General features: G+C 70.5%; 16 protein-coding genes. 6 read left to right on the top strand and 10 right to left on the bottom strand.

Annotation, left to right across the window (positions count from 1 at the left end; genetic code table 11):
• Nucleotides 1-20 precede the first annotated feature (20 nt).
• The 4 genes from AB0H88_RS30095 to AB0H88_RS30080 all read left to right on the top strand — a co-directional run bounded on the left by AB0H88_RS30095 (nucleotide 21) and on the right by AB0H88_RS30080 (nucleotide 6778).
• Nucleotides 21-1316 (top strand): ABC transporter substrate-binding protein, encoded by a 1296-nt coding sequence (locus AB0H88_RS30095; protein ID WP_357650262.1) that lies wholly within the window; start codon nucleotides 21-23, stop codon nucleotides 1314-1316.
• On the top strand, nucleotides 1313-2245 hold the full coding sequence (locus AB0H88_RS30090) for a sugar ABC transporter permease (RefSeq protein ID WP_357650260.1): 933 nt from the start codon (nucleotides 1313-1315) through the stop codon (nucleotides 2243-2245). Before AB0H88_RS30095 ends, AB0H88_RS30090 begins: the two co-directional genes overlap by 4 nt.
• Nucleotides 2246-2274: 29 nt before the next feature.
• Nucleotides 2275-3144 (top strand): carbohydrate ABC transporter permease, encoded by an 870-nt coding sequence (locus AB0H88_RS30085; RefSeq protein WP_357650258.1) that lies wholly within the window; start codon nucleotides 2275-2277, stop codon nucleotides 3142-3144.
• A gap of 91 nt (nucleotides 3145-3235) precedes the next feature.
• Nucleotides 3236-6778: a serine/threonine-protein kinase gene (locus AB0H88_RS30080; protein ID WP_357650256.1), complete on the top strand. Its 3543-nt coding sequence runs from the start codon at nucleotides 3236-3238 to the stop codon at nucleotides 6776-6778.
• Here AB0H88_RS30080 and AB0H88_RS30075 read toward each other — a convergent pair whose 3' ends face one another.
• From AB0H88_RS30075 to AB0H88_RS30055, 5 genes are all read right to left on the bottom strand, one after another.
• A complete protein-coding gene (locus AB0H88_RS30075; protein WP_357650254.1) occupies nucleotides 6779-8272 on the bottom strand; it encodes an MDR family MFS transporter in 1494 nt (497 codons plus the stop codon). It abuts the gene before it with no gap.
• Nucleotides 8269-9834, bottom strand: coding sequence for a PQQ-binding-like beta-propeller repeat protein (locus tag AB0H88_RS30070; RefSeq protein WP_357650252.1), 1566 nt, complete (start codon nucleotides 9832-9834; stop codon nucleotides 8269-8271). Before AB0H88_RS30070 ends, AB0H88_RS30075 begins: the two co-directional genes overlap by 4 nt.
• A complete protein-coding gene (locus tag AB0H88_RS30065) occupies nucleotides 9831-11654 on the bottom strand; it encodes an NAD(P)/FAD-dependent oxidoreductase (protein ID WP_357650250.1) in 1824 nt (607 codons plus the stop codon). Before AB0H88_RS30065 ends, AB0H88_RS30070 begins: the two co-directional genes overlap by 4 nt.
• A 175-nt stretch (nucleotides 11655-11829) precedes the next feature.
• Nucleotides 11830-13086: a TetR family transcriptional regulator gene (locus AB0H88_RS30060; RefSeq protein WP_357650248.1), complete on the bottom strand. Its 1257-nt coding sequence runs from the start codon at nucleotides 13084-13086 to the stop codon at nucleotides 11830-11832.
• Between the two features lie 96 nt (nucleotides 13087-13182).
• Nucleotides 13183-13677 (bottom strand): helix-turn-helix domain-containing protein, encoded by a 495-nt coding sequence (locus AB0H88_RS30055; RefSeq protein ID WP_357650246.1) that lies wholly within the window; start codon nucleotides 13675-13677, stop codon nucleotides 13183-13185.
• A 99-nt stretch (nucleotides 13678-13776) separates the two neighbouring features.
• On the opposite strand from AB0H88_RS30055, the gene AB0H88_RS30050 reads away from it, so the two are divergent.
• Both AB0H88_RS30050 and AB0H88_RS30045 read left to right on the top strand, forming a co-directional pair.
• The gene (locus tag AB0H88_RS30050; protein ID WP_357650244.1) at nucleotides 13777-15231 is read left to right on the top strand and encodes an MFS transporter; all 1455 of its coding nucleotides are present in this window, start codon (nucleotides 13777-13779) and stop codon (nucleotides 15229-15231) included.
• Between the two features lie 7 nt (nucleotides 15232-15238).
• Nucleotides 15239-15724 (top strand): pyridoxamine 5'-phosphate oxidase family protein, encoded by a 486-nt coding sequence (locus tag AB0H88_RS30045; protein ID WP_357650242.1) that lies wholly within the window; start codon nucleotides 15239-15241, stop codon nucleotides 15722-15724.
• Here AB0H88_RS30045 and AB0H88_RS30040 read toward each other — a convergent pair.
• The 5 genes from AB0H88_RS30040 to AB0H88_RS30020 form a co-directional block, all read right to left on the bottom strand.
• Complete coding sequence (locus AB0H88_RS30040; RefSeq protein WP_357650240.1) at nucleotides 15717-15965, bottom strand: hypothetical protein; 249 nt, start codon at nucleotides 15963-15965, stop codon at nucleotides 15717-15719. The two genes, AB0H88_RS30045 and AB0H88_RS30040, sit on opposite strands and share 8 nt — an antisense overlap.
• Nucleotides 15966-16130: 165 nt before the next feature.
• Nucleotides 16131-18350, bottom strand: a complete 2220-nt coding sequence (locus AB0H88_RS30035) for an NADP-dependent isocitrate dehydrogenase (protein WP_357650238.1) — start codon at nucleotides 18348-18350, stop codon at nucleotides 16131-16133.
• 620 nt (nucleotides 18351-18970) lie between these two features.
• Nucleotides 18971-21058, bottom strand: coding sequence for a hypothetical protein (locus AB0H88_RS30030; RefSeq protein ID WP_357650236.1), 2088 nt, complete (start codon nucleotides 21056-21058; stop codon nucleotides 18971-18973).
• Entirely contained in the window at nucleotides 21055-24846 is a 3792-nt protein-coding gene (locus AB0H88_RS30025) for a DUF5682 family protein (RefSeq protein WP_357650234.1), read from the bottom strand. The genes AB0H88_RS30030 and AB0H88_RS30025 overlap by 4 nt, the downstream gene beginning before the upstream one ends.
• Nucleotides 24843-25979 carry an AAA family ATPase gene (locus AB0H88_RS30020; RefSeq protein ID WP_357650232.1) on the bottom strand — a complete coding sequence of 379 codons (1137 nt, stop codon included), beginning with the start codon at nucleotides 25977-25979 and terminating at the stop codon, nucleotides 24843-24845. The genes AB0H88_RS30025 and AB0H88_RS30020 overlap by 4 nt, the downstream gene beginning before the upstream one ends.
• Nucleotides 25980-25991 lie beyond the last annotated feature (12 nt).

Below are 25991 nucleotides of genomic sequence, written 5' to 3'. Positions count from 1 at the left end.
CGGAAGGAGAGGCGAGGACCATGGGTACAAACCCCTCAGCACGCGGCGCCAGTCGTCGCGCCATCATCGCGGCCGGATCATTGGCGATGGTTGGGGCGCTCGCTCTGGCAGGCTGTTCGTCGGCCGAAAAATCCGCCACCGGGGACGCCGGACTGACTTTCATGAACCAGTCGCGCGGACAAGAGGCCGCGCTCACCCAGCTCGCGGCTCAGTACACCAAAAAGACCGGCGTCAAGATCACCATTGACACGCCCGGGCCGGTCGACTACCTGCCCAAGCTCCAGGCGAAGGCGCAGTCCAGGTCCATGCCCGACATCTATTCGTCGTTCGACGCGACTCAGATGGCGCCGTTCTACAAGGCCGGCTGGGCAATGGACCTTTCTTCCCAGCTGACCGCCGGTTGGAGCAAGAACTTCAGCCCCGCCGTCCTCAAGATGTCGACGTTCAAGGAAGGCAACAACCTCGGGGTCAAGCCCGGCGTCTACGCGGTGCACTGGGAGACGCAGACGTACGGCTTCCTCATCAACCCGGCGCTGACCGGAATATCGGCGAAAAAGCCGCCCGCCACGACGGCCGCATTCATCGATGCGCTCGCTGCTTCGGACGGAGGAAAATTCTCCGTCGCGGCCTCGCAGACACCGAACATCATCCAGGCCCTCGCCTCTAACTGGCTGACGGACGCCGAGATCGAGGCAACCCTCAACGGGAAATCGACCTGGAAACAGGACGGCTGGCGAAACGCCTTCCAATTCCTGGTCGACCTGAAGAAGACCGGCGTCATCGCGAACAATTCTATTCCCGGCGGTCAGGACGACCACCCGAATGTGGAGTCGTCCTTCTTCACCAAGAAGATGGGCGCGATCTTCGACGCCTCTCCCGGTGTCTCGGTGGGTCTGAGGACGAACCCAGAGTTCGAGGACTACTTCTCCACCGGGCTTCCCAAGGCTCCCGGAAGCGTCCACGAGCCGCGCTCGCCGGGCATCCCTGGGAAGGGCGCGGTGATCAACCCGAGGGGCGAGCATCCTGAGCAGGCGCTCGCGTTCGTGAAGTGGCTGACCGAGCCCGCGCAGCAGTCGGTGTTCGCCAAGGTCGCTCGCATCCTCCCCAGCAACCCGGAACTCCTCGCCGGCGCGGACATCCCCGGCCAGCTCGCGGGCTTCGCCGCCGGCGTGAAGGGCATGCAGGTCATGTCGACGACCTTCAAGCCTGACGTGATCACCGCGATCAGGGCGGAGTCTCAGCGCCTGGTGCTGGGCGAGACGACGGTGGACGACGTGCTCGCCAAGATCCAGGCGGCGCAGGATCGCACGTCATGACGACGTGGCAACTCGCGGTTCCCGTGCGGCGCCGCAGGGCGCCGCACGGGAGGCGCGCTCTCCGGCGCAACCTGATCGGCTGGTTGTTCCTGGCTCCGGCCATCGCGCTCATCGGGATCTTCACGATCACGCCGTTCGCGCAGGCGATCCTGTTGAGCTTTCAGTCCTGGGACGGCGTCAGCCCCGACACTCCATGGGTGGGGCTGGCCAACTACGACTTCGTCGCCTCCGACCCCATCTTCTGGGCGTCCATGCGCAACGTCGTCTTCTTCGGTGTCGTCGGTTTCTTCCTCGGCAACGGAATCGCCTTGGTCATGGCGCTGGCCGTCAACAGCGTCGCCCGCGGCAAGACGTTCTTCCGCACCGTCTTCTACTTGCCGGGCGTGCTGTCGGTGGTCGTCGTCGGTCTGCTGTTCTCCTTCATCCTGGCCCCTGGATCCGGCATCCTCAATCGGCTCCTGGGTCTGGTGGGTTTGGGCACGCTCCAGCAGAACTGGCTCGGCGACCCCGCCGTCGCGCTGCCCGTCGTGGCGGCGGTGTTCGTCTGGTTTCACTGGGGGTTCGGCTTCCTGCTCTTCCTCGCGGGGCTGCAGGACGTGCCGAAGGAACTGTACGAGGCCGCCGAACTCGACGGCGCGAACCGCTGGTCCAAGTTCCGGTACATCACCTGGCCGCAACTGGCTCCGGTCACCTCGATCGTGAGTCTGCTCACCCTGCTCGCCGCGCTCCAGATCTTCGGGACCGTGCAGGTGCTGACCAACGGCGGACCCGGCCAGCACACGATGGTGCCGACCCTCGCGATCTACAACGAGGCGTTCGTCAACTGGCGTTACGGCAGTGCCGCGGCCATGTCGGTCATCTTCGGCGGCGCCCTCGTGCTGCTGTCGGTCATCCAGCTCGCGATCACCAGGCGGAGGTCCCGCGTATGAGCAGCCGGACGACAGGAAGGGCTGAGGAGATGTCCGTCGCCTCAGTACCGGCCGAAGGCGGGACTCCGCCACCTCGTCGAGGGGTAGGCCTCGACAAGGTCGGCCTGTACGGACTGCTGGGCATCGCCGCACTGATCGCGCTGTTCCCGCTGCTGTGGATGCTGTCCGGATCTCTGCAGAGCCTCACGGAGCTGCTCTCGAACGACAGCTTCCTGCCGGCCGACCCGCAATGGGGCAACTACGTGACCGCGTGGGTCCAGGGAGAGCTCGGCATCTACCTGCGAAACAGCGTGATCTACACAGGATCCGCCGTCATCGGCATCCTGCTGGTCTCCAGCCTCGCCGGGTACGCGCTCGCGCGACTCGACTTCGCGGGCAAGGGCATGTTCACGTTCGTCATCCTCGCCGTGATGATCATCCCGGCGCCCGCCATGTTCCTCGCCCAGTACAAGCTGCTCATCTCACTCGGCCTGACGAACAATCCCGTGGGCTACGTGCTGGTCCTGATCACCTCGGGCATCCCGATGTCGACGCTCATCATGCGCAGCTTCTTCGTCAGCCAGCCCCGTGCCCTGGAGGAGGCGGCCGCGCTGGACGGCGCCGGTCCGCTGCGCATCTTCTGGCACGTGATCCTCCCGCTGGCCAGGCCGGGCCTCGCCGCCGTGGCGGTCATCCAGGGGCTGGGGGCGTGGAACGAGTACCTCATGGCGCTCGTCCTGTTCGACGACAACTCCCTCATGCCCATCCAGCGCGGTCTGACCGCCTTCACCTCCGCCGAGACGCCACAGCAGCAGATCCTCCTGGCCGCCACGACCATCTCGATCGTGCCGGTCGTGATCTTCTATCTGATGGCGCAGCGTCACATCGTGAAGGGCATCGGCGCGGGCGCGATCAAGTAAGCCCGGCAGGCCGGGGTCAGCGCCTGTTCCTTGTCCGCCCACCATCGATCCAACGCGGGAACTTTGCCGGCCGGTCGGGCATCTAACCCGCGTGGAAGCGCTGATCGCGGGAGATCCGGAGCACATCGGGGAGTACTGGCTCGCGGGCCGGCTCGGCTCCGGAGGCCAAGGTGTGGTGTACGACGCCTACGATCGTGACGGGCGCAGGGTCGCGCTCAAGGTGCTCCACTCGGCCAGCGATGAGGGCCGCGACCGGTTCGCCAAGGAGGCGACGGCCGCCGGCCGGGTGGCCTCGTTCTGCACGGCCAGGGTGCTGGCCGCCGACATGTCGGGCAGCAAGCCGTACATCGTCAGCGAGTATGTGCCGGGGCCGAGCCTGCGCCAGGCGGTCGGCCAGGGGCGCAGGTTCACCGGGGACGACCTGCACAGGCTGGCCACCGCGATCGCCACCGCGCTGACCACGGTGCACGACGCGGGCGTGATACACCGAGACCTCAAGCCGGACAACGTGCTGCTCAGCCCCGACGGTCCACGGGTGATCGACTTCGGCATCGCGCGGACCTTGGACATGTCGCTGACCAAGACCGGTGAGGTGTCCGGCACGCCCACCTACATGGCGCCTGAGGTGTTCACCGGGCAGCGGGCGGGCGCGCCCGCCGACGTTTTCGCCTGGGGCGCGATCATGGTGTTCGCCGCCACGGGCGAGGACCCGTTCAGAGCCGACAACCTGGGCGGGGTCATGCACCGGGTGCTGTCGGCGCGGCCCGACCTGAGTGGGCTGCCGCCGCGACTGACCTCGCTGGTGGCCGCCGCGCTGGAGAAGGACCCTTCGGCCCGGCCCTCGGCACGCGACCTGCTCCTCGCGCTGGTCAGCGGCGGCGACTCGGACATGCGCGGGCTGCTGACCGCGGGCAGCCGTGCGGCCAGTGGCGTGCACGTGCCCGGCACCGCCGATCCGGCGCTCGGCACGATCGCCGAGGACGCCTACCGCGCGCTCGCGCCTGAGGTACGGGAGCTGACCGCCGAGGTCTTCCTCCGGATGGTGTCCGTCACCGATGACGGGCACGAGAGCGTCCGCTGGGTGCTGAAGGACGAACTGTTCGCCGGCCGCTCAGAGCCGGAGGTCCAGGCCATCGAGCGGATTCTGCGGGCCTTCTCCTACCTGGTGACGCAGAAGGACGACGCGGTCGCGCTGTCACACCCCGCTCTGCTGCGTGCCTGGCCGCGGCTGCGGACGTGGGTGGACGGTGACCGTGACGGCCTTGCCGTACTGGGTCAGATCAGTGACGCGGCGCGCCAGTGGGCCGAGAACGGGCACAAGGACGGCGACCTGCTGCGGGGCAGCAGCCTGGACCACGCGCTGACCTGGGCGGCCACCGGGCGCAGGCACGTCACGCTGACCCCGCGGGAGCGCGACTTCCTTGCCGCGGGCACGGAGCTGACCAGGAAGAACATCCGCCGCAGGCGGCTGACCACGGTGGCGCTGGGCGTACTGCTGGCGGTGGCGGTGGCCGCGGGAAGTGTCGCGGTGGTGCAGGGCAGGCAGGTCGCCGAGCAGAATCGCGTGGTCGCCCAGCAGCGCGATCAGGCCATAGGACGGCAGGTCGCGACCGAGGCCGACAAGCTGCGCACCACCGACCCGGCCAAGGCGATGCTGCTCAGCGTGGCCGGCTGGCGGCTGGCCTCAGGCCCCGACACCAGGCAGAGCCTGACGACCTCGCTGACGATGCCGGAGAGCATGGCCTTCCGCGACCCCGGCGCCAAGGGGGTCTCCGCGGCCGCGGCGGCGGCCGACGGGCGCACGCGGGTCATCGCCGGCGAGGACGGGGTACGCGTCTACGACGTCCCTTCGCGGCGGCAGAGGACCTTCTGGAAGTGGCCGAGCGGATTCGCCGCGCTGCCGTCGGCGGCCGCCCTCAGCCCGAGCGGCCGGACACTGGTGATCGTCAGCCGGGACACGGCGTACTCCTGGGACACCATGACGGGCAAGAAGCTGCACGAGCACCGCGTGGCAGCGGGCTCTCCCGGTGTGGACGTCGTCTTCGACGCGCATGAGAGCCTGGCCGCGGTGATGCGCGAGAGCACGATGGTGTTCTTGTGGGACACCCGGACGGGCAGGTCCTACGCTCAGGAACTGGAGGCCGACTCCGGCCCGGCCATCGCACCCTCTGGCGCCTACGTCGCGGGGATCGGCATCAACCAGGGCGGGCTGAAGGTGATCCATCTGCCTGACCTCACCGTGGACACCCGGATCCCGAAGAAGTGCGGCACCGCGGCGACATTCACGGCGGACAGCCGGCGGCTGCTGTGCGCCAACGGCGACATCGTGGCCTGGGACCTGCGCACAGCCAGGAAACTGCCCGACGAGGATCGGCCGTTCTGGCAGGAGTCGGCCTCGGACGACTTCTCGGCCACGTCTCTGCGGGTCAGCCGGGACGGCAGAAGGCTGCTGGGCGTCGAGGGCAGGACGATCCACCTGTGGGACGCCGAGAAAGGCGATGAGCTCTACACCTACGTGGCGGAGGGCGAGCCGGACGAGGCCTGGCTGGACCCTGACGGCAAGACCATCCGATACCTGCTCGAAAACTCGATCATCACCCTCGACATCGGCTCCCGTGTCCCTCGCAGCAGGCTGCCGAGCGGATACGAGGTCGGCGGGTTCAGCCAGGACGGCCGATTGATCGCCGCCGAGAAGGACGACGCACCCACCCGCGTCTGGGACATGCGCCGCCTGGGCGTGCCGTTGGCCGGCAGCGAGGGCACCACCAACTCGCTGTTCGACCCGGCGGGCAAGAGGCTGGCCGCCACCGGCGAGGGCTCAGGGGTCTCCGTCTGGGACGTGGCCACGGGCAGGCGACTCTGGCATCATCCCGTTCCCAATGAGTGGTTCGTCAGTTCGACGGCGTTCACTCCGGATGGCGGCAAGCTGGTGCTGTCGCTCGGGAAGATGAGCGGGCCGGACGCCGGAAACGAGCTGATCGTCCTCGCCGCTGACAGCGGCCGCGTGCTCACCCGGCACAAGCTCGACACCGCCACGGGGATCCTCGCCTCGACCCGCGACGGCACGGCCATGGTGAGCACCACCGGCAGGGTGCTCGACCTGGACACCGGCAAGCCCGTCGGCACCGGGTTCAACCGGGCGGGCAACACCCTCGCGGTCAGCCCCACAGCGCCGCTCCTGGCCCTCGGCACCGGCACGATCGAGCTGTGGGACAGCGCGAAGGGCGCCGAACAGCCGCCCGCCCTGCGCGTGGCGAGCAAAGGCGAGGTCGAAGCCGTGCTGTTCAGCCATGACGGCACACTGCTGGCGGCGATCAGCAGGTCCATTGGCGAAACCTTCGATGACGTGTACACCGCCCAGATCTGGGACGTCGCCTCACGGCAGCGGCTCGGCTCGTTCCCCATCGACATCTTCGACCGGCTGGCGTTCAGCGCCGACGACGGCATGCTGTATGTCTCGGGCAACCAATCGGGGACCATCGCCCAGATACCGGTCGCCGGGGACCGCGTCGCCGAGCTCGTGTGCGGGCGGGCGGGTCGCACGCTGAGCCGCCAAGAGTGGGACCAGTATCTGGCAGGTGCGCCCTATCGCGACATCTGCCCGCTGCTGACGTCCAAGGGCCCGGCGTATTGATCATTTCTGGCTTTTCGCGATCTCCGTGCCGGTCGTGGACGTGGTCTCAGCCGGCGGCTTACGCGCGTCCACGTTCGTACGCAGGGTGATCGGCTTGAGCAGCAGCGCGGCGACGACACCGACAACGGCGACGGCGGCGGAGATGAGGAAGACATGTCCGGTGGCGTCGCCGTAGGCGGTGGCCGCCGGCACGCCGACGGCCGTGCCGGCGCCGACCTGGCGGGCCAGGACCGCGCCGAGCACAGCGACGCCGACGGTGCCGCCGAGTGAGCGGAAGAACACGACGGTGGCGCTGGCGGCGCCGATGTCGCTCAGCGCGACGGCGTTCTGCACGACCAGGACGAAGTTCTGCAGGGTCAGGCCGACGCCGGCGCCGACGAGCACCATCGCGAACCCGATGAGGAGCATGGGCGTGTGCTGGTCGAGCAGGCCGAGGATGACGAATCCGGCGGTGAGACCGACGGCTCCGGTGATGAGGAACGGCTTGAGCTTGCCGGTACGGGTGACCAGCCGGCCGCCCACGATCGAGGAGACCAGGATGCCGACCATCATCGGGATGGTGAGCAGACCGGCCTCGGTGGGAGTGTGGCCGCGGCTGATCTGGAAGTACTGGGTGAGGAAGACGGTCGCGCCGTACATGGCGGTGCCGGCGGCGAGGCTGCCGAGGATCGCGAGGGCGGTGGCGCGTTGCCGGATGATGCGCAGCGGCACGATGGGCTCGGCGACCCGGGATTCGACCCAGAGCGCGAGGCCGAGCAGCAGTATCGAGCCACCGGCCATGGCGGCGGTCTGCCAGGAGGCCCAGGCGAAGGCGTCGTCGACGAAGGAGACCCAGATCAGCAGGAGGCTGACGCCTGCGGTGATGAGCGTGGCGCCCCAGTAGTCGATCTTCACGTTGTCGCGGCGGTAGATCGGCAGCCGCAGGGTCAGCTGCAGGATGATCAGCGCGACGATCGCGACGGGGATGCCGACGAAGAAGCACCAGCGCCAGCCCAGCCACGAGGTGTCGACGATGAAGCCGCCCAGCAGCGGGCCGCCGATGGTGGAGATCGAGGTGACGCTGGACAGGTATCCGGCGTAGCGGCCGCGTTCCCGGGGCGACACCAGCGCGCCGATCGCGATGTTGACCAGGGTCTGCAGCGCGCCGACGCCGACGCCCTGCACGGCGCGGGCGGCGATCAGTTGCCCGGCGTTCTGGGAGAGGCCGGCGGCGATCGAGCCGGCGACGAAGATCAGGATGGCGATCTGGATCAGTGTCCGCTTGGAGAACAGATCGGCGAGCTTACCGAAGATCGGGGTGGCGACGGTGGCGGCCAGCAGGGTGGCGGTCACCACCCAGGTGTACTGGGTGGGGGAACCACGCAGTACACCGAGCATGCGCGGCAGCGCGGTGGAGACCACGGTGCTGGCCAGCGTCGAGACGAACAGGGCGAGGAGCAGTCCGCTGAGCGCTTCGAGGATCTGCCGGTGGGTTCTGTCGGGGGTGGAGCTCATGGTGTGGTCTCTTCGGGGTTCACGCGCAGAACGCTGCCGTCGCCGTTCGCGGCGATGATCAGGGAGCCGTCCGCAGCGGCCGCGATTCCGGCGAACGGTCGCGGTATTCCGGGCAGGCCTGGCGGGATGAACAGGCCGGGTTCGGGGCGGGTCAGGCCGGCCGCGGACGCGACCGGTAGGGAGTCGGCTTCGATCTCGACGTCGCCGGTGGCGAGGTCGATGGCGAGCAGACGGCGGTGGGTGGTCTCGACGACGTACACGGTGCCGTCGTCGACGGTGATGCCTTGAGGGGTGCCGAGCCCGTCGGCGAGCAGTACGGGTACGCCGTCCTCGACGCGGTACACCGCTGCGAGCTGCTCGTCGCTGATATAGCAGCGCTGGTCGGCGTCGACGGCCACGTCGACCGGGCGGCCGAGACCCTCGACCAGCACGCTGACCTGGTCGTCGTGGTCGATGGCGACGACGCGGCCGGCGCCGGATTCGGCGACCACCAGGGTGCCGTCGGTACGCACGGCGATGCCCAGCGGACGGTTCAGGCCGCCGGCCCGGGTGCGCACCGAGCCGGAGCGCCGATCGTAGGTGCGTACGTGCCCGTACTGGGAGGTGGCGTGGAGCAGGTCGCCGTCAGCGGCGACGCCGTGCACGAAGTTCAGCAGCTGGGTGGTGGTGACGTCTTCGCCCGGCCGGTCGGCGGGCTGGGTGAGGCGGTAGTGGTCGGCCACGTGGATGCCGCCGCCGAGATCGATGGTCACCCCGAAGGGGCCGCCGAGACCACGGGGCACGATCTGGCGGGTGCGTCCGTCGGCCGCGAGCTCGGCGACGCCGCCGTGCGCGTAGCTGGAGACGAACATCCGGTTGTCGGCGTCGAAGGCGGCGTTGTCCAGGGCGTTGAGTTCGCTGACGATGGCGGACCGGTCACCTGTGCCGGTCAGGTCGACGCGCGTGACGATCCCGCTCTCGCCGCGGGACAGGACCAGCAGGGCGCCACCGCGGTCGAAGCGCACGGCGACCGGATCCGGGACGTCCGCGGCCACCAGTTCCGGCTCGCCACCGTCGAGCGGGATGCGGAACACCTCACCGGTGAGCATGTGGGGGTAGTAGAGCTGCCCGTCCGGGCCGAGTTGCATGGCGTTGCCCATGGCGAGGCCGGCCGTGAGCACCGTGGGTTCGTCGCCTGCCAGGGACAGCTCCAGCAGGCGTCCACCCGGGATCATCTCGTTGGCGAACACCCGCGTGCCGACGCAGGCGATGCCGTTGGGTGCGGTGATCTCGTCGGTGACAAGCACGAAGTCTCCGGCCGGGTCACATCGCCACACCCGGCCCGGGACCAGGTCGGTCACGTACATCGCGCCGTCGACGTCGAAGGCGAGGTCATCGGGAGAGTGCAGTGGCCCGTCCGGTGGCACGACCACCTCGACGTCGCCGGTGGCCAGGTCGACGGCGCTGATCTGCCCGGCGAGGAACTGGGCCACGTACAGGCGTCCGTCGGGTCCGAAGGCCATGCCGTTCGATCCCCACAGCCGGCGCGCCTGGATCAGCGGCTCGACTTTCCGGCGGTTCATCGGTTGCCCGCCAGCACTTCGTCCAGGCCGCCCTGGGTGCGCCAGCGGCGCAGCAGGTCGTGGAAGGCGACGGGGCCGGGCCCGTACGTCTGGCTGACCGGGCGGGGCTTGCCTTCGTTGTTGTAGTAGCCGGGCGTGCATTCGGCCTGGAACCGGCTGTTGTCCGGGGCCAGCTCCCGGATGGTGGTGACCCACGCGTCCTCGGCGTCCGTGGTCGGCTCGACCACAGCGATGCCACGCCGGCGGGCCTCGGCGACCACGGCGCCGATGTGGGTGGCCTGTTCCTGCAGGATGTGCACGAAGTTGACCGCGGAGGCGTTCTGCAGCGGGCCCAGGTGGAACAGGTTCGGGAAGCCGTGGCTGTAGAAGCCGTGCAGCGTGCGAGGGCCCTGCCGTCGCCAGGTGTCGAGCAGGGCCGCGCCCTCCCGGCCGTGCACCGGCAGGGCGCCGGAGACGATGCCGGAGACGCCGACCTCGAAGCCGGTGGCGAAGATGACGCAGTCGACCTCGTACTCCTGCTCGCCGACCACGACCGCCGACTCGGTCATCGCGGTGATCCCGCCGTGGTCGGCGGTGTCGACCAGGGTGACATTGGGCCGGTTGAACGTCTGCAGATAGTGGTCGCTGAAGGTGGGCCGCTTGCACATGTAGCGGTACCAGGGCTTGAGCAGTTCCGCGGTGACCGGGTCGCCGACGATCTCGTCGACGCGGGCGCGTATCTGGTTCATCTTCTGGAAGTCGGCGATCTCGTCGAGGTACTCGCGTCGCTCGGGTAACAGGTCGGTGTCGACGGTGCCGGCCAGCAGGTGACGTTGCAGCCGTGCGGTGCTGGTCCAGCCGTCGTTGATCAGGTCCTGTTCGGCGAGCCCTCCGGTGACGACCGTGAGGAAGTTCTCCATCCGTTCCCGCTGCCAGCCGGGCTTGAGCGAAGCGGCCCAGGCCGGGTCGGTGGGGCGGTTGTCGCGCACGTCGACCGAGGAGGGGGTGCGCTGGAAGACGTACAGCTGCTGCGAGTCGCGCCCCAGGTGCGGGATGACCTGGATACCGGTGGCGCCGGTGCCCACGACCGCGACGCGCTTGTCGGCGAGCTTGTGCAGGGCGCCGTTCTGGTCGCCGCCGGTGTAGCCGTAATCCCAGCGGCTGGTGTGGAAGGTGTGCCCGCGGAAGGTCTCGATGCCGGGGATGCCGGGCAGCTTCGGCTGGACCAGGGTGCCGGCGGACATCACGACGTAGCGGGCCCGGAAGTCGTCGCCTCGGTCGGTGCGCACCTGCCATTCGGCCGCAGCGTCGTCCCAGCGCAGCTGCGTGACGCGGGTGTGGAACATTGTGTCGCGGTAGAGGTCGTAGAGTTCGGCGATCGCGACGGCGTGCCGGCGGATCTCCTCACCGGGTGCGTATCGCATGGTGGGCAGGTAGCCGGCCTTCTCGAGCAGCGGCAGGTAGACCGATGATTCGATGTCGCAGTGGATGCCCGGATAGCGGTTCCAGTACCAGGTGCCGCCGAAGTCGCCGGCCTCGTCGAGCATCCGGATGTCGTCCACGCCGGCCTCACGGAGTTCGGCCCCGGTGAGCAGCCCGCCGAAGCCGCCCCCCACCACCAGCGCCTCGACTCGGTCGCGGACCGGTTCCCGCTCGGCGCGTTCGGTGTACGGGTCGGCGGCGTAGTAGCCGAACTCGCCGCGGGCGCCCTGGTACTGGGCGTTGCCGTCGGGCCGCAGCCGGCGATCGCGTTCGTGGCGGTACCTGGCGCGCAGCACGTCCGGGTCGAAGCCCAGTTCCGCGACTGTGAAATGCGCAGGCGGCGGCGAAGAGTGGTCCATGAATGCCCTTCCGATTCGGGAGCCGCTGAGTCGTTGCCGCGCCCGGGGAAAGGGCACGGGAGATCGTCCGGCGCGGAGACGATCGGACGGGGCGGCAGACACGTCTGCAGCGGCGGATGATCGCCCCGTCTGAGAGAAGCTAACCGAATGCGGAAAATTAAGTCAAACGACTGCTTTAATGCTCGGTTGCGGGGGCTAGATACAGCCCCTCGATGGCATCGATCAGCTCGGCGGCCGTGCCCGACCATGCCGCCCTGGCCGCGTCCGCGTCGGCCGGCAGCGTGTGCTCACGATGGGCGCATGTGTGTACGAGCAGCGTGCGTGCCATGTCGTCACGTCGGCGGCGTAGCTCGGGCGAGAGCGCCGGCAGACAGCGGTGCAGGCCGCCGACGACCGTGTAGAAGTTGGGCGCGTCCTGCAGTCCTGCGGCCGCCAGCTCGCGTAGCTGCGGTTCGGTCATGATCTGGGCGGCGAGTCTGGCATACCAGGTCGGGGTTTCCAGGCTGCTCAGATGCTCGGTGAACGGCAGCACGACGCAGGCGACCCAGTCGCGCAGATCCGTGCTGTCACCCCTGGCCCGCAGCAATTGTTCCCTGATCCGCTCCATCAGCGTGGTGTGGTGCTCGACGATCGCGCGCAGCAGGCCGGCCTTGGTGCCGAAGTGGTAGCCGACCGCGGCGTTGTTGCTCTGACCTGCGGCCTCGCTGATCTGGCGGTTGGAAACCGCGAACACCCCGTGCTCGGCGAACAGACGTTCGGCGGTCAGCAGGATCCGGCTCCGGGTCTGACCCGCCTTCGGGGTGGTTTTGTCGGTGGCGGTATCCGTACGCGCCGCCGGCGCCGCGCGGATGGCCGCTGTACCCGCCTCGGCCAGCGCGAACATCTGGTCGAGGATTTCGAACAGCTGTGCCGGGCCGGCCTCGGAGTCCCACGCCATGACGCTTTCCCGGACGCAGGAGAGCGCCATGCTGCTCATCGTCCTGGCACTCAGGCCGGTGATGCCGCGACTGCCGAGCCAGTCGAGGATGGACTCCTCGAAGTGGATGTTGGCCACCAGGAGGAAGCGGCTCAGCTCGGGCTGGCCGGCCAGGATGCGCCGCCGCGTGGACACCGTCCGGAACTCCGCGGCCAGGTATGCCTTGAGCGCCCTGGTCAGGGCGACCCACGGGTCGGTGCCGATCTCCTGGGCGAGCAGGTCCGCGACCTGGGCCGCTTCGCCGGGAGCCGGGTCGAACAGGGCGGCCGCCTTGGTGTCGAAGTGGTTGAAGAAGGTGCGCCGGGACACGCCGGCGGCCGCCGCTATGTCGTCGATCGACACGGCGGCGAATCCGCGTTGCTCGAACAACGTCAGGGCGGCCTGACGCAGCCGGCGCCGGCGTTCGGTCTTGTCCGCGCCGCCTGTGATCCGGGCGCCCGGCGACGTGGAGGTCACTCCTAGACACTAGAGCCTCGGCGTGTCAGGTACATCTGCACTAAGTGCAAGCAACTCCCTGGGTTGGCCCCCGCCATGCGGCTCCGCCTGGTCGCGTCAGTGGATGCCCGACAGGGCGTTGCGGGCGATCTCCGCCCGTTCGGCGGCCGCCGCTTCGGCGGCCTGCTCCTCCGCCCGCACGCGGGCGTCGTAGGCGGTGCGGGCGGCGGCGATCTCGTTCTGGTGCGCCTCCGTCCAGGTGACCAGCGCGCGGATGGTGGAGTGCAGGGTCACGCCCAGCGAGGTGAGCTCGTAGTCGACGCGTGGCGGGACGGTCGGGTGCACGGTCCTGCTGACCAGCCCGTCGCGCTCCAGATGCCGAAGCGTCCGCGTGAGCATGCGCTGGCTGACCCCGTCGATCATGCGGCGAAGCTCGGTGAAGCGCAGGCTGCGCCGGTCGAGCAGGGCGATGACCAGCAGCGACCACTTGTCCGCCACGCGGTCGAGAATCTGCCGGACCTCGCAGTCCTCCCGGGTGTCCCACTGAAGGATGTCGTAATCGCCGTCGGTATCCCCGCAGTAACCGAGGGACTTGAGAGTGCCGTCTTCCATGACATCGCATGATGCACGACGATTTGGCCGGTTACAAGAAGGAACCGGCAAGCGGTTGAGGAACCATGGCCGGTCCTGTGCTTTCGAGAGGAGTGGACCATGTCCCTATCGATGCCCGCATCGAGCAACCGCATGAACGCCCGCGCCTGGGGAGTGCTCTTCGTGCTCGCCGGAGCCGTCTTCCTGGAAGGGATCGACGTGGCGATGCTGAACGTGGCACTGCCGTCGATCCGGACCGATCTCGGCCTGTCCACCGGCATGCTCAGCGGAGTGGTCAGTGCCTACGTGCTCGGCTACGGCGGATTCATGCTGCTGGGCGGCAGGGCGGCCGACCTGCTGGGCCGCCGGCGGATGTTCCTGCTCTGGCTGACGGTCTTCCTGGTCTTCTCCGGCCTGGGAGGCTTCGCGACCGAAGGGTGGATGTTGCTGGTCGCCCGCTTCGCGACCGGGGTCGCGGCCGCCTTCATGGCGCCCGCCGGGCTCTCGCTGATCACCGGCAACTTCCCCGAAGGGCCGCAACGTACCAAGGCGCTCGGGGTGTACGCCGGCACGGCCGCGGGCGGCTTCTCGCTCGGCCTGGTCGTCGGCGGGCTGCTGACCTCGATCGGATGGCGATGGGTGTTCTTCGCGCCGGTGCTCATGGCGGCGGTGATCCTCATCGCGGCGGTGATCCTGCTCAAGGAGAGCGCGGTACACGAGCGCCCGCCGGGCGGCTTCGACCTGGCCGGCGCGTTCAGCATCACCGGCGCGATGCTGCTGCTGGTGTACGGCGTGGTCCGCCTGGAGCACCCCGGCAACGGCGTGGCGGCCACGCTCGGCGTGTTCGGCGCGGGCCTCGCCCTGCTGGCGATCTTCGTCCTGATCGAACGGCGGACGGCCAACCCCCTGGTACGGCTGGGCATCCTGCGCTCCCGCGCGCTCGTCCGGGCCAACGTGGGAGCGCTGCTGTTCCTCGCCTCTTTCGCCGGATTTCAGTTCGCGGCCACCCTCTACCTCCAGGAGGTACGCGGCTGGAGCAGTCTGCAGACAGGTCTGGCCATGCTGGTGATCGGCATGGACACGATCCTCGCGCCGACGCTCACCCCGCGGCTGGTGAACCGGTTCGGCAACGCCCGCGTGCTGTTCGGCGGGCTGGTGCTCGCCGCCCTGGGGTACGCGCTCTTCCTGCCGATCGGGATGGACTGGACCTACGCGGCCATGCTGCCGACCATGCTCCTGCTCGGCCTGGCCTTCTCCCTGGCGTACGGCCCGCTGACCATGGCCGCCACCGACGGGATCGAGGAGCACGAGCACGGCCTGGCCGGTGGCCTGCTCTACACCTCCTTCCAGTTCGGCACCGCGCTCGGGTTGTCGGCGGTGACCGCGGTGAGCGTGGCGGCGCTCGGTGAGGCCACCACACCCGAAGCGATGCTCGACTCCCTCCGGTTCGCCCTCGTCGTCCCGGTCGTGGCCGCGGTCGCCGGGGCCTTGGTCACCGCCTTCGGGATCTCGCGCCGCACCTCCGGTCCCGAAGCGCCGCAGAACACCCCTGTGTCCGCCCAGACCTCGGTGTGAGGACCTCATGACCATCAAGGTGACCTCGTTCGGCGAGATCGAGGATCAGTTCGCCGCCTACATCGGCGACATCGTGTACGCCACCATGACCACCGTGGACGCCAAAGGACGCCCCCGGGCGCGCGTCCTGATTCCGATCTGGGAGGTCGTCGACGGCCGCCCGATCGGCTGGCTGGCCACCTACCGGACCCCGGTGAAGGCGGCGCACCTGGCCGGCAACCCGCACACCACGTTCTCGTACTGGAGCCCCCGGCAGAACGCCGTGAGCCTCGACACCGTGGCCGAGTGGGTCGACGACCTGACGCTCACCCGCCGGGCCTCGAACCTCTACCGCAAGGGCAGCCCGCCCGGCGCCGGGTACGAGCTGGGCAACTTCTGGACAAGCCCCGCCGACCCTCAGTTGCACGTCCTGCGGCTGACCCCGTGGCGCGTCCAGGTCATCCGCGGCGCCGACCTGCAGGGCAAGATCTGGCGAGCCGCGACCGCTACCTGACCGGCGACGCCTCGCGGGGTGAGGGCGGCCGGCGCTCCCGGGCCACGTCGGCCCGGGAGCTCTTCCTCTCGGCGAACATGCTGATCAACCGCCGGGTGACGGTGGGCGCGAGCATCGCGCTACAGGACGCCACGGTACGGACGGCGTCGGCGATGCCGTCCGTTCCGGGCATGCGTAGGTCCATGAGCACGACGTGCGGCCGGTAGCGGACCCCGATGACCAGGGGTTCACGTTCGGTCACGTATCCGATCGTAGGGCGAGGTCAGCGGCGGCCCCTTCTCCTTTCGTCCACTCCGAGACCCACCTTGAGGAGGGCTCTGGCCTACCGGGCTTGACCGGACGGCAGTGTGCCGCCCGGATCGCCCAGCTTCGGCCAGAGACCACCTGAGGGACCGCGGACCGCGGGTCAGGCGAGGATCGAGAGCGCCTCATTGAAGGTCGCCGACGGACGCATGACCGCAGCGGCCTTCGCCGGGTCGGGCTGGTAGTAGCCGCCGATGTCGGCCGACTTGCCCTGAACGGAGATCAGCTCGTCGACGATCTTCTGCTCGTTGGCGGCGAGCGTCTCGGCGAGCGGGGCGAACGCCTTGGCGAGGTCGGCGTCGTCGGTCTGGCCGGCCAGCTCCTGCGCCCAGTACAGGGCCAGGTAGAAGTGGCTGCCTCGGTTGTCGAGACCGCCGACGCGACGGGTCGGGGACTTGTCCTCGTTGAGGAAGGTCGCCGTGGCGCGGTCGAGGGTGTCGGCGAGGACCTGGGCACGCTGGTTGCCGGTCGTCTTCGCGTACTGCTCGAAGGACGGCATCAGCGCGAGGAACTCACCCAGCGAGTCCCAGCGCAGATAGTCCTCCTTGACCAGCTGCTGGACGTGCTTCGGGGCGGAGCCGCCGGCGCCCGTCTCGAACAGGCCGCCGCCCGCCATCAGCGGGACGATCGACAGCATCTTGGCGCTGGTGCCCAGCTCCAGGATCGGGAACAGGTCCGTCAGGTAGTCGCGCAGCACGTTGCCGGTGACGGAGATGGTGTTCTCGCCGCGGCGGATGCGCTCCACGGACAGCTTGGTCGCCTCGACCGGGGACAGGATGCGGATGTCCAGACCCTCGGTGTCGTGCTCCGTCAGGTACCGCTGGACCTTCTCGATGAGCACGGCGTCGTGAGCGCGGTCCTCGTCCAGCCAGAACACGGCCGGGTCGCCGGTGGCGCCGGCGCGGGTGACGGCGAGCCGCACCCAGTCCTTGATCGGGGCGTCCTTGGTCTGGCAGGCGCGGAAGACGTCGCCGGCGGAGACCGTCTGCTCGATCACGACGTTGCCGGCCTGGTCGACAATGCGGACGGTACCCGTGGTGGGAATCTCGAAGGTCTTGTCGTGGCTGCCGTACTCCTCGGCCTTCTGTGCCATCAGGCCGACGTTCGGGACGGAGCCCATCGTGGAGGGGTCGTAGGCGCCGTTGGCGCGACAGTCGTCGATCACGGCCTGGTAGACGCCGGAATAGCTGGAGTCCGGGAGCACCGCGAGCGTGTCGTGCTCCTGGCCGTCCGGACCCCACATGTGGCCGGAGGTGCGGATCATGGCCGGCATGGAGGCGTCGACGATGACATCGGACGGCACGTGCAGGTTGGTGATGCCCTTGTCGGAGTCGACCATGGCCAGTTTCGGGCCCTCGGCGAGCTCAGCGTCGAAGGATGCCTTGATCTCGGCGCCCTCGGGCAGGTTCTCCAGGCCCTTGTAGATGCCGCCCAGACCGTCGTTCGGGGTCAGACCGGCCGCGGCGAACGTCCCGCCGTACTTCGCGAACGTCTTCGGGAAGAAGGCGCGCACCACGTGACCGAAGATGATCGGGTCGGAGACCTTCATCATCGTGGTCTTCAGGTGTACGGAGAACAGGACGCCCTCGTCCTTGGCACGGGCGACCTGCGCGGCGAGGAACTCGCGCAGGGCGGCGACGCGCATCACCGAGGCGTCGACGACCTCGCCCTCGAGGACCGGCACGGACTCGCGCAGCACGATGGTGGAGCCGTCGTCACCCTTCAGCTCAATGCGCAGCGAACCGGCCTCGGAGATCACCGCGGACTTCTCGGTGGAGCGGAAGTCGTCCACGCCCATGGTCGCCACGTTGGTCTTGGACTCGGAGGTCCAGGCGCCCATGCGGTGCGGGTGGGCCTTGGCGTAGTTCTTGACCGAGGCGAGAGCGCGGCGGTCGGAGTTGCCCTCGCGCAGCACCGGGTTCACGGCGGAGCCCTTGACCTTGTCGTAACGGGCGCGGATCTCCCGCTCCTCGTCGGTCTTCGGCTCGTCTGGGTAGTCCGGCAGCGCGTAGCCCTTGGCCTGCAGCTCGGCGACGGCCGCCTTCAGCTGCGGGACGGAGGCCGAGATGTTGGGCAGCTTGACGATGTTGGCCGCGGGGGTCTTGGCCAGCTCCCCCAGCTCCGCGAGATCGTCGTTGATCCGCTGCTCCTCCTTCAGGTACTCGGGGAAGACCGCGAGGATGCGCCCGGCCAGCGAGATGTCACGGGACTCCACCGCGACACGCGCCTGTGAGGCGTACGCACGGACCACTGGCAGGAAGGAATACGTCGCCAGGGCCGGGGCCTCGTCAGTGTGCGTGTAAATGATGGTCGAGTCAGTCACTGGGTACTCCGCTCCACGTCTGCGAACATATCGTCAAAAACCTTTCTTATGCCGAAGGGTAGAGTGCTGGCCGCTGCCCTCGTGCACCGGCCGCAGCCTGCGGGAGTGATGCCGCGGCGGCAGAGGCGGTGCGAGCGGGGGGTCACGGCCGTTTGAGGGCGGCCAGACGATGGTACGGCCACGTCGATGGCGACCGTCGCGCAGGTGATGAAGCTCGATCGGGGGCCGCCGAGGAAGAGACCGGTATGGGCGATCTCCGCCGTGGCGCCGATGCACTTGTCCGGCGTTGTCCGGCGCAACCGCTCGAACATTGCCTCACGTTCACGACCACGACGTGCGGCCAGTAGGAGCACGTATGTGCGCCTGGAATGCCTTCCCCTGTGGCCTGCATGTACGGGTGACGCGCCTGCTCAGGATGGGTGTCCGCCAGAGGCTCCGCCCGCCGAGGGACATCACTCATTCCCGCCTCCATGACATGGCGAGCCGTACCATTGGCGGATTTGGCCGGCTCAGCTGCGCATCCGTTTTATGTGGTGGTGGTAATTGACGCCCGCTCACCGACACGTGAACGTACCACCGCCCAGGGGCCCGCATACCGGGACGGCAGACCCCCGGGCCGATCACCTGGCGAGCTCGCTCTGCCAGGAGGCCTGGATCATGGCGCGTTCCGTGGCCACGAGGTGGGTGGCGGCGGCCAGCCACGCCCACGCGTACCGGTCGGGGCCGGAATCCGCCAACCGGCCGAACACGTCGCGCGACCTGCGGTCGGCCTCGGCGGTGAGCGTGGTGGCCAGGTCGGCGGCGGAACGGAACCCGGCCCGGTGCAGCGGGGCGTAGGAATCACCGCTGCGCGCCGATTCGGCCACCGCGCGCCGCCCTCCGGATACGCCCAGCTCGACCAGCCGGCGAACCCGCCACAGCGGTGCGCTCGCCACCGGGTCCACCTCGGTCCCGGCGCCCGGCTGCCCCGGCAGGCACGCGTCCTGCGGTGGGAGGTGAGAGCCCTGCAGGCGGTCGTACCCGAGGTCGGCCCTGTCGTGCCATTCGGCAGGCAGGCGGAGCGTCGCCTCGGCGCCCGGCACCGGGCCCACCGCGAGCGGGCGCAGGGTTGCCGCCCGGTCGGGATCCACCCTGCCCACCACCCGCACCACCAGACCGGGGCGGGACGCGAGCCGCTGGAGGTTGGCGACATGGGCCAGGTCTGGGTGGCTGGTGGCCGGGACGAGCCGGATCAGCGGGCCGTGCGCGCGTACCGGGCTCCGGGGATCGGCTGATGGTAGGCCGTCGGGTCTCACTCCGGGGGCGGCCAAGTCGTCACCCTCGGGTGTCACACCGGGGGCGGCCAGGTGGCCACTCGCGGGTAGCAGTTCGCGAGCGAGTACGTGGTCGCCCGCCGCGCCGACGATCATAAGATCGCATCCGACTGGTTCGCGAGCCTTGTCTTCCGTGTCCGACTCGCTCCAGGCGTGCCCGGACAGCCGGGGACCCACCGCCTCCGCCAGCGGGCGGGCGAACAGGGCCGCCATCGGACCCTCCGTCCACGGCATCCCCTTCACCGGGGTGGCCCGTACGCCGCCGCCCGCCCCCAGACGCCCGTCCGGCGAGATCGTGGCTCCGGTGATCAACAGTCCCGCCATGGCCAGCTGCGCGTGATTCATCATGGCGGGGCCGATCGAGACGGGCGCGGTGGCGGCCCCACGGGCGCGGGCCGAACCACCCGGTTTGACGTCTGCCACCGAGAACCATCGGCCATCCTCCGTGAGGAGGTGGGTGACCACTCCGCCATAACCGGTGGCACTGATCACCGGCTCCCGGAAGACGCCGTACACCCGCAGGCTCCCGCCCGGCTGATAGCTCCGGCGCACGCTGCCGACCAGCGCGGGGTCGGGATCGGCCCCCGCCAGCCGACCCGCGGTGAGCAGGAGCTCGCGCAGCGCGGACACCAGGTCGGCCAGGCGGTGGCCCTCATGTCGGGCCCGGGCCGCCCGCAGCCCGCGTACGACCCGCAGAGCGGCGGCCTCGGCCTTGGGCAGCCCCGCCAGCCTGGCCGAGTGTGCGGCCCTGAGCAGCTCGGCCTGCGGCACCGCGCCGGCCGCGGGCACCCCGGCCGACAGGATGGCCGCGGCGGCGGCCCACAGACTTGACGCGGCCGCCACCTGCGCGGCGGCCGGCGCCGGAGCGACACCGGGCTCCGCAGCTCCCTGAGCGGCGTTCGGACCTGCGGTCTGGGCAGCGCTTGGCGCTGTGGTGCTTGCCCGCGTGGCACTTGGTCCCACGATCCCCGCGTGCGCGGGCTCTGCGGCCGACTCTGCGGGTGTCCCATCAGGTGCGGGCCCCGCCAACGTATCGGCGCCGAGCGGGTCGGCGCCTGCGAGCGAGCCGTCCGAGGTGTCCGTCTCCATCGACTCCGGGTCCGCCACCGGGCAGGCACTCAGTACGGCCGCGCGGTGCAGGCACCGTGGCGCCAGGAGGCAGCCGCACCGCGCCTGACCGTCGTCGGCGATCGCGCCGGACGGTCCCGGCGAGAGCGTGACGACGGCGTCCTCGCCACAACTGATCCGGATGCCCTCGGCGTCGGCGACGACGGGCACGGCGGCGTACTGCTCGATCGCCGCGTCCAGCTTCTTGCGCAGCCGGGACGTGAGGCTCTCGACGGCGGCGGCGACCACCTGCGGCGCCACCGGCGGTAGCGAAGTGGGGGCGTTCATGGTTTCTCTCCCCTGAGGCGGTCGCCCACCCATCGGGCGAGGGCGAGCGGGCTGAGGGCGGCGACGGGCATGCCGGCCGCGACGAGCTGCTGGGCGACGGGAATCGAATAGCGGGGTACGCCACTGTCGTCCAAGGCCGCGCACCCCAGCAGGTGGACACCGGACCCGGCCAGCGCCCGCACCTCACCGAGCAGGCCCCCGATCGGGTAGCCCTCCTCGAAGTCGCTGACGACCACGACGAGCGTACGGCTCGGCACCGTGACCAGCGACCGGGCCTGGGCGAGTCCCGCCGCGATGTGCGTACCCCCGCCGACCCGTACTTCGAGCAGCAGGGACAGCGGATCGGCCACCCGGTCCGTCAGGTCGATCACCTGTGTGGAGAACGACAGGAAATGGGTGGACAGCGTGGGTACGCCCGCCAGCACCGCGGCCGTGAGCGCGGACCAGACCACCGACGCCTCCATCGACCCGGACACGTCGACCACGAGGATCAGCCGCCAGTCGGCCTCCTGCCGGGAGCGGGTGCTGAACACCGGCCGTTCCGGGACGACCACGAGCCGGCCGTCGTCGAGGCGGCGCGTGTGCGACAGGTTGGCTCGAAGGGTGCGCGGCAGGTCGAGCCGCCCACCCGGACAGCGCGTCGGGCGCGGTGTCGCCAGGCCGGTCATGGCGGGCCGCATCCGCGTCGCGAGCTCCTTGGTGAGTTCTTCCACCAGGCGGCGTACGAGCGGCCGCAGCTTGGCCACCTGCTGCTCCGGCAGGCCGCCCGCCAGGGAGAGTACGGAGGTGAGCAGCTCGACGGACGGCCGTACCGAGGCGGGGTCGAGCTCGCCGAGCACATCGATACGCCCGGCATCGGCGGCCTTGGCCAGCACCTCCTCCCGCACCTCGGTACCGAACAGGGCCTCCAGCTCCTCCCCCCACTCACGAGCGGTGGGGAACGGGTGCTCCCTGCCGCCGGAGTCACCGCCCGGCCCGAAATCGTTGGCGCCTTCCCCGCGTCCCGCGCCGTACAGCTCGTCCAGGGCGCGCGCGTACGCACGGGCACCGGCCGGCAGCCGCTCGGACTCCCGCCCGAGCAGCAACCGCCACCGGTCAGCAGGCAGCAGCCTCCGCTCAGCGCGCCCGTCCTCATCGGCCGGGTGCGGGGGCTCGGAGAGAGCCGCGTCCGCCTCCTCAGGGTGAACCGCCTCCGCCTCCCGCCCGGCCGGTACGGTCCGCCCGTCCGGCCCTTCGGATGCCGCGCCGACCACGGCGGGCATGGGGAGCCGAAGTGCGTTCAGGGCGGCCAGGCCGGCGGCGTCGGCGGCGGTCCAGAGAGCGAGGAGCGCGGGCGGCGCGTCCAGCGACAGGTCGAGCCGGTCGCCGAGCCGCTCCGACACCGCCCCCAGCAAACGGGTACGGCCGGCCGGGCTGAGCGTGTCGAACCCGCCGCGCAACGCCGGTAGGCGGGCGAGGAACTCCTTGTCCGACAAGCCGTCCACGCGGTCCATGAGCGGGTCGAGCGCGGCCGGCGCCGACTGGAGCAGCGGCCCCGCCGCTGTGAGCACGCCGGTCAGCAGGCGGCTCAGGCGCAGGCGCCCGTCCGGGCTGGTGGCCGTGTCGACCCAGCCGGCGGCCCGGTCGCCGAGCGCGTCGGCGCTGTCGAGGTCGAGCAGCACCCGGGCGGCCAGAGCCGCGCCCTGCATGAGCGGGGACGCGGTACGCGCCAGCACCGCCAGGGCGTCGTCCATCCGCAGCCCGAGGCGCTCTTCGCCGACCCGCGAGGCGAGGGCGACCAGGGCGACCGCGTCTTCCGGCTGGTCGCTGCCGGCCAGGCCGGGCAGGGCGCGAACCGCGGCCTCCAGCAGGGTGCCGACCAGTTCGGTGGCGTGCCGGCGGCCTTCCGGCGTGGTGCCGGGCAGGTGTTGTCGGCGCAGCGCCTCCAGCAGGTCGAGGGCATCGAGCAGCTCGGTGAGCGTGGCGGTGGCGGGCAGCGCGACGGCGGCGTCGGCCAGGCGGTCCGCGACCAGGTCGGGCAGGTCACAGCCGGCCGCGGCGCGGAGCCCGTCGAGGATCAGGGCGCAGGTGGGTCCCCCTTCCGCGGACTCACGGCGGAAGGTCTCCCGCAGTGTGCCGGCCGCCGCCTGGGCGAGGGTCACGCCGCGTACGCCCGCCAGGTCGAGCAGGGCCGGGACCGCCGGGGTCCAGGCCATCCGCCATCTGGTGGTGAGCGCGGTGGAATCGCCGGTGCCCACCACTTCGATCGGCTCGCCATAGCCGACGCCGCAGACCAGCAGGCGCCGCAGGAGAACCTCCCGGCGTGCGTCCAGGTCGGAGCGGAGCGGATCGAGGCGTAGCTCACGGCGTTCGGGATCGTCCGGGCACGGGAGCCTGAGCGCGGCGAGATCCGCCTCGACGGCCGGGCCGAGCCCCGAACGTGGCGTGCCAGGCGCGGTCCGGCCGCGTTCGGTGCCGACGAACACGGTGTCGAGCGCCTTGGCCAGAGCCCGTCCCCGGCCCAGGGGCTCGCCCTGGCCGAGTACGGTCGTCACCGCCTCCAGCAGCTCGCCCCGGCCGGGGGCGGGCAGGCCGCGCAGCCGGGCCAGATCGCAGGCGAGCCGCAGCGTCTCGACGGCCTCCCCGGTGCCCGCCGTGTGCCCGGCGGCGCGGAGCTCCCGGCACAGGTCGGTGATGGCGCGGGCGGCGCCGTCCCTGACCCGCTCGGGATCGCCGCCCGCCGCGAACACCGCCTGCTGCCAGCGCGGGTCACGGATCCCCGCCGGGTAGCCGGAGCGGGAGTCGAGCAGGTCGAAGGCGTACGGCACCAGCGAGGTGACCGGCGACGAGCCGACACTGCTGTCATCTGCGGACGAGACGATGGAGCCGTCCGTGTCTGGCCAGGTCAGCGCGGGTGCGTGGAAGGCGCCGACCACGGCGACGACTCGCCGCCCGCCGGTCGCGGCGCCCGCGATGACGCGGCGCATGTGCGCCTCGCGGGCCAGGTCCATGGCCGGGACCCCGCCTGCCGCCGTCGCGTCCCTGCGCAACGCCCAGCCAACGCCGAGGGCGGCGCGGCGGACCGCTTCGGGTTCGCAGCCGGGGGCGAGGACCTCCACGGCCCGGTCCCACATGTCGTCCCCATCGCGGCCGGTCCCCGCGGCGGCCAGCGCCTCGGCGAAGGACATCCCTCGCGAGCCCGCCCCACCCGCCGACACCCCCGGCTGCGTGCCGGACTCCTCCGGCATGTCCGGGGACGTGCTGGACCCCTCCGCCTTATCCGACGACGTGCCGGACTCCTCCGCCCTCTCCGACGACGTGCCGGACTCCTCGGCCGTACCCTGCGACGTGCCGGAGCTCTCGGCCAGGCCCGGGAGCGGGGCCTGGTCGGTGGCGTGCCAGCCGGGGTCGGACAGCGGGAGGTCGCAGCAGAGCACCTCGGCGCCGCGCTTCCAGGCCCACCGAATGGCCGCCAGCTCCGGCGAGAAGTCGGCGAACGGGTAGAAACCCAACCCCCCGTCGCCACGTGCCCCCGCGAGGGCGACCGGGGCGACGGTCGCGGGGTCGGCCAGGTGCGTCAGCCACGGCTGGAAGTCCGCCGGCAGTTCGACGCAGACCACCTCGGCGTCGGCGGCGTCCAGCAGCGCGGGCAGGGCCACCGCCAGCGCGGGGCTGTGGTGCCGCACTCCCAGCAGGTACGGCCGGGTGGAGGAGGCCAGCTCGCCCACCGCCCGCCTGGGATCGGCGTCCCAGGCGGAACCGGCATCCGGGCCGCACTGAACGGGCGGATCGATGTCCTGGGTGGTCAACGGAGGTTCTCCCGCAGGTCCCAGAGGCGGCGCCACATCGCGGAGCCGTCCTCGGCACGCCGTCGCACCGGCCCGTCCCAGTAACCGAGGAGCCGACCGTGATCAGCGGGATCGTCCTTGCGTACGACACCCAGCAGATGGCCCGGCACCAGGTCGAGGACGTCCCCACTGGGCAGGTACGCGGCCGCGACCCCCAGCGAGGCCGCGACCTGCACGGCCTCGGCGGTGGACATGACCGTGCCGGGGCGCTCCACGTCCCAGCCCTCGGCCGAGCGTCCGGAGCGCAGGTCTCTGAAGACGGTGACCAGCGCGTCGAGCACGGCGTCGTCCACGCCGAAGGCGGCGCCCGCCCGCTGGACCACGGCGGTGGCCTGGCGGCGTACCAGGGTGGTCTCCGCCTCCGCGTCGGAGATGGGGTCGACGGTCTCGAAGTTGAAACGGCGCTTCAGAGCGGCCGACATCTCCGAGACGCCGCGGTCGCGCAGGTTGGCCGTGGCGATCACGGTGAACCCCGGCGAGGCTGCCACCTGGGCGTCTTCGGTGCCGGCGAGTTCGGGCACGCTGACCCGCCGGTCGGACAGGATCGACACCAGGGCGTCCTGTACCTCGGGCAGGCAGCGGGTGATCTCCTCCACCCGGGCGACGCGGCCGGAGCGCATGGCCGTGAGCACCGGGGAGTCGACCAGCGCGGCGGGGCTGGGACCCTGGGCGAGGAGGAGGGCGTAGTTCCAGCCGTAGCGGAAGGCGTCCTCGGTAGTGCCCGCGGTGCCCTGGACGGTGAGCGCGCTGGTGCCGCACACGGCGGCGGCCAGCAGCTCCGACAGCATCGACTTGGCGGTGCCGGGCTCGCCGACCAGCAGCAGGCCGCGCTCTCCTGCGAGAGTCACCACGCAGCGTTCGACGAGGGCGCGTTCGCCGACGAACTTGGTGGCCACCTTCATGCGGGACGTGGGCCCTTGCAGGGTCTCCCCGCCGCTGCCGCAGATGAAGGTCACCACCGCGCGCGGGGTCAGCGCCCAGCCGGGCGGGCGGGGGCCGTCGTCGTAGGAGGCGAGGAAGGCGAGCTCGTCGGTGTACCGCTCTTCGGCGGAGAGCACCTGCCGGGCCGGAGCCCGGTCTTCGGTCAAAGTCATGAGGTGAAGTCC

Origin of the sequence: Nonomuraea sp. NPDC050680 (assembly GCF_040654555.1) — a bacterium.
Classification (GTDB): domain Bacteria; phylum Actinomycetota; class Actinomycetes; order Streptosporangiales; family Streptosporangiaceae; genus Nonomuraea.
The sequence above is the reverse complement of the archived record's forward strand: the minus strand, read 5'-3'. Positions and strand labels throughout refer to the sequence as shown.

Excerpts from the sequence above, each read along its gene's own strand:
- AB0H88_RS30045 (WP_357650242.1), top strand. The coding sequence starts at position 15,239 with ATGACCATCAAGGTGACCTCGTTCGGCGAGATCGAGGATCAGTTCGCC.
- AB0H88_RS30095 (WP_357650262.1), top strand. The coding sequence starts at position 21 with ATGGGTACAAACCCCTCAGCACGCGGCGCCAGTCGTCGCGCCATCATC.
- AB0H88_RS30030 (WP_357650236.1), bottom strand. The coding sequence starts at position 21,058 with ATGAACGCCCCCACTTCGCTACCGCCGGTGGCGCCGCAGGTGGTCGCC.
- AB0H88_RS30075 (WP_357650254.1), bottom strand. The coding sequence starts at position 8,272 with ATGAGCTCCACCCCCGACAGAACCCACCGGCAGATCCTCGAAGCGCTC.
- AB0H88_RS30085 (WP_357650258.1), top strand. The coding sequence starts at position 2,275 with ATGTCCGTCGCCTCAGTACCGGCCGAAGGCGGGACTCCGCCACCTCGT.
- AB0H88_RS30065 (WP_357650250.1), bottom strand. The coding sequence starts at position 11,654 with ATGGACCACTCTTCGCCGCCGCCTGCGCATTTCACAGTCGCGGAACTG.
- AB0H88_RS30050 (WP_357650244.1), top strand. The coding sequence starts at position 13,777 with ATGTCCCTATCGATGCCCGCATCGAGCAACCGCATGAACGCCCGCGCC.
- AB0H88_RS30090 (WP_357650260.1), top strand. The coding sequence starts at position 1,313 with ATGACGACGTGGCAACTCGCGGTTCCCGTGCGGCGCCGCAGGGCGCCG.
- AB0H88_RS30020 (WP_357650232.1), bottom strand. The coding sequence starts at position 25,979 with ATGACTTTGACCGAAGACCGGGCTCCGGCCCGGCAGGTGCTCTCCGCC.
- AB0H88_RS30070 (WP_357650252.1), bottom strand. The coding sequence starts at position 9,834 with ATGAACCGCCGGAAAGTCGAGCCGCTGATCCAGGCGCGCCGGCTGTGG.
- AB0H88_RS30055 (WP_357650246.1), bottom strand. The coding sequence starts at position 13,677 with ATGGAAGACGGCACTCTCAAGTCCCTCGGTTACTGCGGGGATACCGAC.